The sequence below is a fragment of the Vibrio gangliei genome (assembly GCF_026001925.1).
GTDB lineage: Bacteria > Pseudomonadota > Gammaproteobacteria > Enterobacterales > Vibrionaceae > Vibrio > Vibrio gangliei.
Window position 1 is genome coordinate 16,514 of record NZ_AP021870.1, and the last position, 13,108, is coordinate 29,621.

General features: G+C 43.3%; 12 protein-coding genes. 4 read left to right on the top strand and 8 right to left on the bottom strand.

Features of this window, described 5'->3' with window-relative positions:
- The first annotated feature begins 55 nt into the window (after positions 1–55).
- Complete coding sequence (locus tag Vgang_RS12080) at positions 56–679, top strand: YdcF family protein (RefSeq protein ID WP_105901110.1); 624 nt, start codon at positions 56–58, stop codon at positions 677–679.
- Positions 680–714: 35 nt separating this feature from the next.
- Positions 715–1,686 (top strand): N-acetyl-D-Glu racemase DgcA, encoded by a 972-nt coding sequence (gene dgcA, locus Vgang_RS12085; RefSeq protein ID WP_105901111.1) that lies wholly within the window; start codon positions 715–717, stop codon positions 1,684–1,686.
- On the opposite strand, the gene mpaA is transcribed toward dgcA, so the two are convergent.
- Entirely contained in the window at positions 1,670–2,386 is a 717-nt protein-coding gene (gene mpaA / locus Vgang_RS12090; RefSeq protein WP_105901112.1) for a murein tripeptide amidase MpaA, read from the bottom strand. The two genes, dgcA and mpaA, sit on opposite strands and share 17 nt — an antisense overlap.
- Positions 2,387–2,558: 172 nt before the next feature.
- Here mpaA and Vgang_RS12095 point away from each other — a divergent pair, with 172 nt between their 5' ends.
- Entirely contained in the window at positions 2,559–4,175 is a 1,617-nt protein-coding gene (locus Vgang_RS12095; protein ID WP_105901113.1) for an ABC transporter substrate-binding protein, read from the top strand.
- A gap of 201 nt (positions 4,176–4,376) precedes the next feature.
- Positions 4,377–5,558: a dienelactone hydrolase family protein gene (locus tag Vgang_RS12100; RefSeq protein ID WP_105901114.1), complete on the top strand. Its 1,182-nt coding sequence runs from the start codon at positions 4,377–4,379 to the stop codon at positions 5,556–5,558.
- A 70-nt stretch (positions 5,559–5,628) separates the two neighbouring features.
- On the opposite strand, the gene Vgang_RS12105 is transcribed toward Vgang_RS12100, so the two are convergent.
- From Vgang_RS12105 to betI, 7 genes are all read right to left on the bottom strand, one after another.
- The gene (locus tag Vgang_RS12105) at positions 5,629–5,877 is read right to left on the bottom strand and encodes a hypothetical protein (protein WP_105901115.1); all 249 of its coding nucleotides are present in this window, start codon (positions 5,875–5,877) and stop codon (positions 5,629–5,631) included.
- A 149-nt stretch (positions 5,878–6,026) separates the two neighbouring features.
- Positions 6,027–7,238 carry a choline ABC transporter ATP-binding protein gene (gene choV, locus Vgang_RS12110; protein ID WP_105901116.1) on the bottom strand — a complete coding sequence of 404 codons (1,212 nt, stop codon included), beginning with the start codon at positions 7,236–7,238 and terminating at the stop codon, positions 6,027–6,029.
- Positions 7,239–7,240: 2 nt separating this feature from the next.
- On the bottom strand, positions 7,241–8,086 hold the full coding sequence (gene choW / locus Vgang_RS12115) for a choline ABC transporter permease subunit (RefSeq protein WP_105901117.1): 846 nt from the start codon (positions 8,084–8,086) through the stop codon (positions 7,241–7,243).
- Positions 8,087–8,159: 73 nt separating this feature from the next.
- A complete protein-coding gene (locus Vgang_RS12120; RefSeq protein WP_105901118.1) occupies positions 8,160–9,107 on the bottom strand; it encodes a choline ABC transporter substrate-binding protein in 948 nt (315 codons plus the stop codon).
- A gap of 50 nt (positions 9,108–9,157) precedes the next feature.
- Complete coding sequence (gene betA, locus Vgang_RS12125) at positions 9,158–10,858, bottom strand: choline dehydrogenase (protein ID WP_105901119.1); 1,701 nt, start codon at positions 10,856–10,858, stop codon at positions 9,158–9,160.
- Positions 10,859–10,946: 88 nt separating this feature from the next.
- The gene (betB, locus tag Vgang_RS12130) at positions 10,947–12,407 is read right to left on the bottom strand and encodes a betaine-aldehyde dehydrogenase (RefSeq protein ID WP_105901120.1); all 1,461 of its coding nucleotides are present in this window, start codon (positions 12,405–12,407) and stop codon (positions 10,947–10,949) included.
- Between the two features lie 21 nt (positions 12,408–12,428).
- Positions 12,429–13,031, bottom strand: a complete 603-nt coding sequence (betI, locus tag Vgang_RS12135; RefSeq protein WP_105901121.1) for a transcriptional regulator BetI — start codon at positions 13,029–13,031, stop codon at positions 12,429–12,431.
- Positions 13,032–13,108: the final 77 nt, after the last annotated feature.

A 13,108-nucleotide genomic window follows, 5' to 3' on the forward strand; every position in this document is an offset into this window, starting at 1 on the left:
ATGTAAAACTCAAGTACAGTAAGTCATTCATATGCTCAATCCAATGGAGTACACAATGACTCGTTACTATGATCATGCTTTAACGCTTTGGCAGTATTTACAACTTAATCAACCTTTGCAAAAAACGGATGCTTTGTTGCTGTTAGGCAGTTCCGATCTACGAGTCGGTGAGCGTGCTGCTGAACTGTATCATCAAGGGATTGCGCCTCTAATTATTCTTTCCGGTGGCAGCGGCCGAATGACCGATGGTCTTTTTGAGCAAACTGAAGCGGAAACGTTCGCCAAAGTCGTCATGGATGCGGGAGTGCCTCGTGATGCGATTTTGCTTGAAAATAAATCGACCAATACCGGTGAAAACTTTCGTTTTACTCAGCAACTCCTTAATGAGAAATCCATTCAAATCAGTAGCGTTACTTTAGTGCAAAAGCCCTATATGGAACGTCGTGCTTTAGCAACATGTGAGCAGGCGCAAGTCACTTCTCCTCAATTGGATTTCCTAGATTATTGCAGTGCGCTTCATCCATCGTCAGAGGTGATTAATTTGATGGTGGGAGAAATTCCTCGTTTGCAGCATTACCCAACGCAAGGCTTTTTTGCCGCTCAAAACATTCCTCAATCCGTTGAAGAGGCTTATATGGCCTTACATCGTATCGGTTATGATGAGCATGCCTCAATTTAACCACGAAAGATCAACAAGCCTTAAGGATGTATAACATGAAACTCACACTTACCACTCAATCCTGGCCCATTGCTGGCGCATTTACCATTTCACGAGGCTCTAAAACTCATGCGGATGTTGTGGTGGTGACATTAGAACAAAATGGTTATGTTGGTCGTGGCGAGTGTGTGCCATACGCACGATACGGTGAATCGATAGAGCAAGTGCTGCAAGATTTAGAATCGGTTCGATCTCATCTTGATAATGCAACGCAAGATATCATTCAGCAGCTTCTACCAGCCGGCGCAGCCAGAAACGCACTTGACTGCGCGTGGTGGGATTTACACTGTAAACAGCAAAATAAAACTATTTGGCAATTATTGAATACTCAGCCACAAGACTTAACGACGGCGTTTACTTTATCGCTAGATACCCCTGAAAAGATGGGAATAGCGGCACAAAAGCATGCTCACCGTCCTGTATTAAAACTTAAATTAGCGGGAGAGGGTGATATTGCTCGTGTGGCCGCGGTTCGTCATAACGCTCCCCATGCTCAAATTATTGTCGATGCCAATGAAGGTTGGGATATTGATTTATACCATCAGATGATCCCTAAATTGGTCGAGTTGAATATTGCGATGATCGAACAACCTTTCCCATCAGATAAAGATCATTGGCTTGATGGTATTGAACGCCCCATCCTTCTCTGCGCAGATGAATCTTGTCACGGAGTCGAGAGTTTATCTAAGCTAGTTGGCCGTTATGACATGATTAATATTAAGCTTGATAAAACCGGTGGCCTAACCGAAGCGCTCGCATTAAAACAAGCCGCACTCGTACAAGGCATGAAAGTTATGGTTGGTTGTATGGTCGGTTCTTCACTGGGTATGGCACCGGCATTTGTCGTTGCACAACAGGCGGATGTGGTCGATCTAGATGGCCCACTGTTACTCGCTGAAGACCACAACCCCGGTTTTGAATTTGATGTTTCGACAATGAAAGTGATGTCACCTAGGTTGTGGGGGTAGTTGTCAACAACTCCACCAGCACATTTAAATAATGTTCACAGGCATAATCTGCAGAAACGGGCGGTAACTCTGCGGTGACGCACAATAAATCACGTTCGGCGCACCAAGAGCCAAAAGATCCCGGGGTGTCGTAGCCGACATCTTGCACCATAGGTAGCTTCATTTTATCGGAAAGCCACTGCGCCAGTGGTGAAAAGCTAGGGTCATCTATACAGGCTAACGGTTCATGAAATGAAGTCACCCAAGCCGGTTGTAAGCTCTCAATTAATTTGCACAATGCCGCTGTTTCTGGCTCAGAATTGCCTGTCTTTCCCGTAGCGACTTCAACATCGCGTTCTGGTGAGTGTGTGCTCCAGCGATACACCGTTCCACCATCTTGCCAATTATTGCTGGCAAAATTTCGATTCAAATCCACACCATTGGCATTAGCTCGTGTGCCAAGTTGGTTGCCATCGGGGTTCATACTTAAGATGACATGATGACGTAATTGGCCGGCGTCGATTGAACGCAATGCGCAAGATAAGCTCACAATGGATGCGGTTTCATCACCATGCGTGCCTGCAATGATTAAGCCTGTCTCGTTAGTTTGAATCTGCGCAGGAAAATAAAGTAGAGGAGAACCCAATACAGAGTGTCCGTACACAATAGGTTGGTGTTGAAATCGGGCGCGTTGTGTTTGAGGGCGAAGAATGACAGCCATACGATCTTCCTAATCTAATTTATTTCCTAATCTGAGAAGTATTACCGAATCGTGTTGTGAGTTAAAGTTTATATTGAAAAGTACCCCAATTAATAGTGGGTTGATTGCTTGCATAGCGCTATAGTTATGCCTATTCATTTACATAGCACTTTATCAATAACAAGGAAGTCTTATGCCGTCGTTAAAACCTTCAATTATTGCTTTAACGCTTTCTGCTACTCTTTTTCCTGCTTTATCTTTTGCTGCACAGGTTCCTGCAGGCGTTGTTCTTGCCGACAAACAGGAGTTAGTTCGTGGTAACGATGCCGAAGCACCAACGTTAAATCCGTTAAAAGCGGAAGGCATTCCTGAAATGCACATTTTGCGTGATTTGTTTGAAGGTCTTGTGATCCAGAATCAAGATGGCAGCGTGGTGCCTGGTGTGGCGGAAAGTTGGGAAACGAAAGACAATCAAACTTACACCTTCCACTTACGTAAAGATGCTAAATGGTCAAATGGCGAGCCTGTCACCGCGCAAGATTTTGTTTATAGTTTGCACACCGCAGTCGATCCTAAGTTTGCTTCCCCCAATGCTTGGTATTTGAAATTGACCGGTATTAACAATGCCGAAGCCATTATTGATGGGAAAAAACCAGTGGATAGTCTTGGCGTTAAAGCGCTAGATGCCCACACCTTACAGTTCCAACTAGATAAACCTGTGCCTTACTTTGTGGCGATGACAGCACACACCGTGATGATGCCTATTAATCAAAAAGCGGTGGAGAAGTTTGGTGACAACTGGACTAAGCCGGAAAACATGGTATCGAACGGCGCGTATAAGCTGACAAACTGGGTGATTAACGAGCGCCTAGAAATGGAGCGTAACCCGAATTATTGGGATAACAAAGATACCGTGATCAACAAAGTAACCTACATTCCATTTGAGAGCCAAACCTCGGCCATGAATCGTTATATGACAGGCGAAGTGGATATTACTTCGGATGTGCCAGTAGCGATGGCGGATAAGCTAAAACAAGAAAATCTGGATGCGTTTAAAGTGACGCCTCTGCTGTGTACTTATTACTATGCTTTGAATACTCAGCGTAAGCCATTTGATGATGCGCGTGTGCGTAAAGCCATTTCTTACACCATTATGCGTGATGTGATTGCTAATGGCGTAACCAAAGGGAACGTACCGGCTTATACCTTTGCGCACCGAGATGTGGCTAACTTCAAAGCTACGCAGCCTGAATACGCAAAATGGACACAACAACAACGCGATCAAGAAGCGGCGAAATTACTCAAAGAAGTGGGATACGATCATGATCATCCGCTTAAAGCGACTTTACTTTACAATACCAGCGAAAACCATAAAGCGATTGCCGTGGCGATTGCCTCTATGCTGAAAAAGAATTTAGGTATGGAAGTGACGCTGGATAATCAAGAGTGGAAATCTTACCTTGCGGCACGTCAAGAACGTAATTTCGATATCATGCGTGCATCTTGGTGTGGTGATTACAACGAAGCCTCGACTTTCTTAACGTTACTGACTTCTGGTAATGACAAGAACTTCCCATCGTATTCAAATCCAAAATACGATGAAGTGCTTGCCAAAGCCCAAGCCGCGGTGGATTTAAAGCAGCGTAATCAATTTTATGACCAAGCCGAACATATCCTAGCTCAAGATATGCCACTGGTGCCAATTTACTATTTCATGCAGTCGCGATTAGTGAACCCGAAACTGGGTGGTTACCCAATGCATAACGCAGAAGGGCGCATTTATTCGAAAGATTTGTATTTTGTGAAGTAATTGCTTAAGTAACTTTATCGTAAGCCTGATGCATGTGAGTGTATCAGGCTTTTTTATTGCTGCTATTTTTCTATTGTTTCTATTTCTTAGCCTCGACAGCAAACAATTCATTCAATCAATACTTGTGACATTACTAACGATAAATCGTTTATTAAATTGTTATTTTAAAATGCTGTTTTGTTTTGCTTATTCGAGGGAGTGATGAGATTAATAAAAGAACAATTAGCTAGATTATTAACAGTATCATTATTGATAGGGACAGCGACTAGTTACGCTGCGCCCAACGGGCCTGATTATCAAAAACAAGCGATTGATAGCCCACAACGAAGCTTTCCTATTTTTTATCAAAAGCTAAAAGATAGGATGGAATTTAGTCTAGGTTGGCAGAAAAATCAGCTAACGCCACAAGAGTGGAAAGCCCAAGGCCTTGCCAAAGCGCGAGAAATTATTTTCCCATATCAAGATAACACGCCTTTCAATCCAGTGGTTATTGATGCAGTAGATCGTGGCTCTTATATGGCGAAGAAAGTGGTTTTCAATATTAGTAATGAAAGTCGAGTGATGGCTTTTTTACTAGAACCAAAAGGCGATGGGCCGTTTCCAGCGGCATTATTTCTACACGATCACGGCAGTAAATTTGATATTGGTAAAGAGAAATTTGTACAGACTTGGGACGATGATAAAAGGCTTAAATCCTCTCAAGCCTGGGGCGATAAATTCTTCTCTGGACACTTTCCTGGCGATGAATTAGCCAAACGCGGCTATGTGGTTTTATCGATTGATGCGTTAGGTTGGGGAGATCGTTCTGTTGAAGGTTTTGAAACTAACTCTCAGCAAGCTTTAGCTTCTAACTTATTTAATTTAGGTTCATCGTTTGCCGGAATTATTGCTTTAGAAGATGCTAGAGCCGCTGATTTTCTAGCAAGCCAACCTAGAGTAGATAAAAAGCGGGTAGCTGCGGTTGGATTTTCGATGGGAGCATTTCGTTCCTGGCAAGTTGCCGCTCTTTCAGATTCAATTACAGCCAGTATTGTTGATTGTTGGATGGGAACAATGCAAGGTTTGATGGTGCCGGGCAATAATCAGCTTAAAGGCCAGTCGGCGTTTTCAATGTTACATCCTTACATCTCTCGTTATCTTGACTATCCTGATATTGCCGCGTTAAGTGCGCCGAAACCTATGTTGGTTTACGCTGGTGGTCAGGATTCTCTATTCCCAATCGATTCAGTCAATGATGCTTTTAAAACCATGCATTCGGTTTGGGATGCCAATCAAGCGAGTGACAAGTTGACCACCAAAATTTGGCCAGATAAAGGTCATACTTTTACTTGGGATATGCAACAACAAGCATTTGATTGGTTAGATCAACAATTTCAACGCTGATTTAAACTCGAAATGAAATGATTAAGGCAGAGAAATTCTGCCTTATTTTTTGTGATGAGAGTGCCGCTGATTAATGCGTTTTCTTCGGTCCTCTGCGAACCAAGTCTTTACCATTATCAAATACCTCTTGTGTTACCCAACGTCCAAGTAATAGCTGATGTTTGTCATCTAATACCGCGATGAATGGGCGACCATTGCTGTTGTTGGTGGCTAATGCGACACCAGTGACGTTGATTAAACCCAATCCACCATTTTCGACCAGCAGTAAAAAGGCTTCTAATTCTTCTAGGGTTTCGATGACGTCATTATCATTAATCATAAAATTTTATCTCATTGAACATTTGTGGCTTAGGGTCAACAGCCCCTAGGATAACAAAGAGACAAAAAATGCCAACCGGATAGGGCCGGTTGGCATGGCTTTGTTTCGTGTTTATTTAGCTGGGTAGAGATTAGCTAAGTAGAGAAAGGTTAGGCTGCATTTGAACTTTGCTCGAAGCTTTGATAATTACCCAACAATGCGTTGTAGAAATCGCCGTCATTTAAAACACCAATGAGTTGTCCATGTTCTGCCATTAAAACTGGATGACAAGTTCGGTTTTTGAGTTCAATGGCATCACGCATACTTATCTCAGGGCTTGCGACTATCAGCATATTAGGCTGAATAGCGTCTAAGTTTTGTATTTCTTCCCATTGAACTAATACGAGAGGATCCACACTGCTGATGTTTAGATTTTCTAGTTGATCGTCTGAAGTGGGGCTTTGGATCCAGATGTCATTCGAGGAGCACAGCTGAATACGATGGTTCTCTGTCGTTAGATCTTCAATCGGTTGCATTAAAGAGCGACCTTTCAGCACGTTGAGTGGGTTGGTATGTGCTACAAAATCTTTAACGTATTGGGTTTTAGGTGCCAAAACAATTTCTTCTGGTGTGCCGTGTTGGATTAAACGACCAGACTCCATGATGGCAATATTGTTACCGATTTTTAGCGCTTCATCTAAATCGTGGCTAACAAAGACAATCGTTTTGTTGAGCTTAGTTTGTAGTTCGAGTAACTCATCTTGTAGTTGCGCTCGGATGAGTGGATCTAAAGCTGAGAAAGGTTCGTCCATTAACAAGACATCGGTATCCATGGCAAAAGCTCGAGCAAGACCGACTCGTTGTTGCATACCACCGGATAACTCATGGGGATGTTTATCTGCCCATTCTGCTAGGCCAACCATTTCTAGCTGTTCTAATGCTTTGCTGCGTCGCTTGGCTTTACTCATGCCTTTCATTTCCAAACCAAAAGCAACGTTATCTAGCACTGTTAGCCAAGGCATTAAAGCGAATTTTTGGAATACCATCGAAACTCTATGCGTGCGTAAATGGCGTAGGGTTGATTCATTGCAATTGGCAAGATCAACCAGGCTATCACCATCTTTAATTTCTAGTGAACCACGAGAAATGGTATTCAATCCATTGATCGCACGTAATAAGCTTGATTTTCCCGAGCCAGAAAGGCCCATCAGTACACAAATTTCGCCTTCTTTGACGCTAATATTGACACCATCAACACCCACGACTTGGCCCGTTTGATCTATTATATTTTGTCGAGATTCACCTTGTTCGAGTAATTCGATGGCTTTACTAGGGTTGTCACCAAAGATCACATCAAGGTCTTTTATAGTAATTGCGTTCATGATTATCCCTCTTTTGCTTGGTTTGGTGCTTTGCATAAACGGTCAAGAATGATGGCAACCAAAACAATGGCCAGACCCGCTTCGAATCCTTGAGAAATATTTACCGTGTTTAATGCTCGGATCACGGGTTTACCTAAGCCATCAGCACCGACAAGTGCCGCGACAACAACCATAGAGAGTGACAACATGATACATTGCGTCACCCCAGCCATAATACTTGGCAGAGCTGCTGGTAATTCAACTTTAAACAAAAGCTTGGTTTTACTCGCGCCAAATGCTTTACCCGCTTCCACTAATTCTTCTGGCACTTTAATGATGCCTAGATAGGTCAAACGAATGGGGGCGGCGATAGCAAAAATAATGGTAGAAATCAGCCCAGGTACTATCCCTAATCCAAATAACACTAATGTTGGGATCAAGTAGACAAAGGTTGGAACGGTTTGCATTAAATCTAAGATTGGGCGCAATAACGTGTACAACCAAGGACGGTGCGCCGCCATGATGCCTAGAGGGACGCCAATTAATACGGAAATCGTTGTCGCTGCAAAAACAAGAACAAAGGTTTCCAGCATTTCTTGCCAATAGCCCATGTTTAATATCAATAACAAAGAGGCGATGATGAACAGGACTAAGGATAATTTACGGTGTAAATACCAAGCGAGTGCTGCGGTGATAATAATTGGAACGGCTGGTGGTAGCCATTGAAAAACGTTCACTAAACTCATGATGATAGTTTCAAGAAAGAATGAAATGGTATCGAAAAGAGTCGCGGCATTGAGTGTTAGCCAATCGACAACCATTTCCATCCAATGTCCGAGTGGGATTTTATGATCAGTAATAAAATTCACAGTATTGCCTTATCTGGCGAGTTTGCACCCGCCAGTCCATTTAAAGTTCAAAGAGTAGTTGTTCGTTTTCTGATTATTGAGCTGACTGTTTGAGGTAGGTAATGACAGCAAGAGCCGCCGGTTCACCATCCAATGTTTTGACATTTTTCAGCCATGTTTTGATTTGCTCTGGATGTTGACTCAGCCATTCACGCGCAGCCGTATTGGGCTTTTTGTTTCGGTTGCTGATGGCATTCATGATCTGGTTTTCCATATCTAAACTGAATTTGAGATTATTTAAGAGTACGCCGACATTTGGGCATTGAGATAGATAATTTTTACGTACGTTAGTGTAGACGTTGGCGCCACCATAGTTAGGGCCGAAGAAGTCATCGCCACCCGCGAGGTATTCCATATCGATTTTGCTGTTCATTGGGTGCGGCGCCCAGCCAAGATAAACGATCCATTGATTACGGCGTACCGCTCGAGTGACTTGTGAGACCATCCCAGCTTCACTGGACTCTACGAGTCGGAAATCTTTCAGTCCAAAGGCATCTTGATCGATCATGCTTTGTAGTAAGCGATTGCCATCGTTTCCAGGTTCAATCCCATAAATTCGATCGTTAAATTTATCCGCATTTTTAGCGATATCAGCAAAAGTTTTGACTCCTGCATCGTAAACATATTTAGGGACAGCTAAAGTATATTTAGCTCCTTCTAGGTTAGCTCGAACGGTTTCAACCTTGCCTGATTCACGGTATTTTTTGATGTCATTTTCCATGGTTGGCATCCAGTTACCGAGAAAGACATCGATATCACCATTGGCCATTGAAGAATAGGTCACGGGTACGGAGAGTAATTCCGTTTCAGTTTGGTATCCCATGCCTTGCAATAATTGAGTTGTAACCGCAGTGGTGGCCGTGATATCGGTCCAACCAACATCAGAGAATCGAACCGTTTCACACTGATTGGCGGCGTAAGCATTAAAAGTGGTTAGGCTGGTGAGTCCTAATGCGTATAGTGCAGTTTTTTTAAGTGACATAATCATTCCTTGTAATTAGTTACTTGTTTTATCGTTTTTTGTGGTCTTGATTATTTAGTGGGAATTAAAGGTCGTACCGGTTTCTCACCTCGCTGGGTGTGTTGCCAGTCTGGCGCAATCCAAACCGGGACATCAGCGGACGAAAGCAAAGGTCGACCCAGAATCATATCGGCAGCTCTCTCGGCTACCATGATGGTTGGCGCGTTTAAGTTTCCATTTGGAATAACAGGGAAAACTGAGGAGTCAATGACACGTAGTTTGTTAATACCCAACACGCGACATTCTTTATCGACGACTGCCATTGGATCATCATTTGCCCCCATTTTGCAGGTACAAGATGGGTGGTAGGCACTTTCAACGTTTTCTTTTACCCATTGATCTATGGCTTGATCGGATTCCACTTCAAGGCCGGGTTGAATTTCTCTGCCTCGGAAGTCGTCCATGGCTGGTTGAGCTAAAATTTCACGCGTGAGACGAATACAATCACGCCAATCTTGACGGTCTTGCTCGGTTGAAATGTAATTAAACTCAATACGTGGTTTGGCATGTGGATCGTTAGACTCAATCCGAACTTGACCACGGCTTTCAGGTTTATTCGGCCCGACGTGGACTTGGAAACCATGGCCATCGAATGCGGCTCGGCCATCGTAACGCATAGCAGCAGGTAAGAAGTGATATTGAATATTCGGCCACTTCAATCCTTCTCTTGAACGTATGAAGGCACAAGATTCAAAGTGGTTGGTTGCGCCTAGCCCTGTGCGTTTTAAAACCCATTCAGCCCCGATCAAGCCTTTACTGATTAGACCTAGCTTGCTGTTTAATGTGATGGGTTGCTTACACTCATATTGGAAATACACTTCTAAATGGTCTTGCAGATTTTCGCCGACACCTGATAATTCGTGTGTTAACTCTACGCCAGCGTTTTTTAGTGTGTCGCGAGAACCAATACCGGATAATTGCAGTAATTGCACAGAACCAATCGAACCGGCACAAGAAATGACTTCTTTACTGGCATAAACCTGAGTGATTTCACCTGACTTTTCGAACTCAATTCCACGGGCTGTTTTATCTTCTAATAAGATTTTACGAGCCACAATTCCAGTTAGTAAGGTGAGATTCGGACGTTTCAGTGCGCGACGTAGGTAAGCATTAGAGGTCGAAGCTCGCACGCCGCCATCAACCGTCATGTGCATGGGACCAAAGCCTTCTTGTTGATAGGCATTGTAGTCTTGCGTTTCTGGATAGCCGGCTTCTTTTCCTGCATCAATAAAGGCTTGATATAAAGGATTACGCTCCATGTTATTACCATTACATGTGCCAACAGGGCCATGATCACCTCGGTATTCATTACCACCGTAGATCCAGCTTTCAGCTTTACGGAAATAAGGTAAACAGTTTTGGTAATTCCAGCCTTGTGCGCCAGATTCTTCCCATTGATCAAAATCGCAAGCATGACCACGGACATAAACCATACCGTTAATGGATGAGCTGCCGCCGAGGACTTTTCCGCGAGGACAATGTAATTGCCTGCCATCTAAGCCTTTTTCTGCTTTGGTTTCAAATTGCCAAGCATACTTATCACTATTCATTGGGTAAGAAAGCGCGGTCGGCATTTGTATAAAAATACTTTTATCGCTACCACCAGCTTCTAATAATAAAACGTTATGTTCACCAGATTCGCTGAGTCGATCGGCTAATACACAGCCGGCCGAACCCGCGCCGACGATAATATAATCGTAGCGTTTTTCCATAAGAGAGATTCTCCGCTTGTTGTTAAGAAAGTGTCGATACAATCACTCAGCGAGGCCGTCTCACTGAGTGATGAAATACATCGACGACTTATTGATATGGGCTTTCGAAGTCACCGAGATGCACAAATACACTCTTGGTTTGTGTATAACTCAATAACGTTTCGGTGCCATTTTCGCGACCAATGCCTGAGTGTTTATAGCCACCGACAGGCATTTCAGCGGGTGAGTCTCCCCACGTATTTATCCAGCAAATACCGGCTTGTAGCTGGTGGATGACGCGATGAGCGCGTGCAAGATCTTGAGTGAATACGCCTGCCGCTAAGCCATAATCTGTGGCATTCGCTCGTGCTATCACTTCATCTTCATTTTTAAAAGGCAGCACAGACATTACAGGGCCAAAGATTTCTTGTTTAACGTGTGTCATGTGATCTTCACAATCAACAAATACCGTCGGTGCAACAAAATTCCCTTTACTCAATTCACCATCTGTAACTTGATAACCACCTGTAAGTAATCTGGCACCGCTGTTTTTGGCGGTTTCTATTGCACCTAAAACTTTATCTAAATGTGGTTTAGAGATCAGAGCGCCAACTTGGGTGTTGATATCCATAGGATCGCCAATGATCATTTTTTCAGTTCGGGCTTTTAATTGGTTAATGAATGCTTGATAAATGGTCTCATGAACAAAAACTCGGGTACCATGAGTACATACTTCACCCTGAGTATAAAAATTGGCGACCATAGCTGCAGATACCGCTTGATCTAGTTTGGCATCATCAAAGATCACTAAAGGAGATTTACCACCTAGTTCCATGGTGACGGATTTCAAGGTTTTGGCACTGTCTCCCATTACGGCTTTGCCGGTTCCTGACTCACCAGTGAAAGAGACCTTGGCAATATCAGGGTGAGCAGTGAGCATTTGCCCAACTCGGTAGTCACCTTGAATAACATTGAATACGCCATCTGGAACCCCTGCTTGCGTAAATATCTCTGCGAGTTTGAGGGCTGAAAGTGGGGTTTCTTCCGATGGTTTGAAAATCATGACATTACCTGCGGCTAAAGCTGGTGCTGATTTCCACATCGCAATTTGAATAGGGTAGTTCCAAGCGCCAATACCGGCACAAATACCTAATGGTTCACGTCGTGTATAGAAAAATTGCTCTTCACTGAGTGGTTGCTGAGTGCCTTGCAAGCTCGGTATGAGATTGGCGTAGTATTCAATGACATCAGCACCGGTTGTAATATCAACTTCCAAAGCTTCTTGTAGTGGTTTACCGGTATCTGCCACTTCTAAAGCCGCCAGCTCATCGTTTCGTGCTCTAAGTATTTCAACCGCTTTTAATAAAATGCGACTACGTTCAACTGCGCTCATTTTAGACCATACTTCAAATCCTTGTTTTGCTGACTCGATGGCTTTGTTGAGATCTGCTTGTGACGCTTGACCAATTTCGTCAATGGTTTCGCCGTTAGCTGGGTTAATAGTGTTGAAAGTTTCACCTGAAGTTGCGGCGGTTAATTGACCGTGAATGTACAAAGTTTCCGTTGTCATATAAAAACCTAATAATGTCTTTTAAAGTGAAGATTGTTGATAGAAAGCAAGCTGAGTATTGAGGTAATCATTGATTATTTGGCGTGCTTTCTCTGCATCAATTCCCTCTGGATTTAAGGTGCCACGTAACCAAATACCATCAATTAAAGAGGCAATTCCGTGGGCGACTAAGTGGGCTTGCTCTGTAGGTAAAAGCGCTTTTAATTCGATTCTTAAATGGGAAAGCAAACGCTGTTCATTCACGCGCTGAAGCCTTTTCAATTGGGCGTCATGCATAGAATAAGACCAAAATGCCAACCAGGTTTTTGCTACTTTATTTTCAGCCTGAAAGCCTTCAAAGTTGGCATTAACTATTCCAATAATACGCTGTTGATGGGCGTTTTTTGGTAACCCACTGAGTTCGATTTTTACCGTGTTTGATAGCTCTCTGAGAATGGCTCGCATGGTTTCTTCTAATAGCCCATGTTTGCCACCGAAATAATGGTTAATGATGCCCGTTGACACCCCTGCTTCTTTACTGATGAGTGAAATGCTCGCGCTGTGTAATCCGACTCTTTCAATCACCGCCATTGTGGCTTTGACAAGCTGAGGTTTTCTAATATCTGGCATTCCAACTTTCGGCATTTTTGAACCCATTTATTTTTTATTGAACGGTTAATTAACAATAATGTTACATGCTTAATGTTTAGAGTTCAAATTAA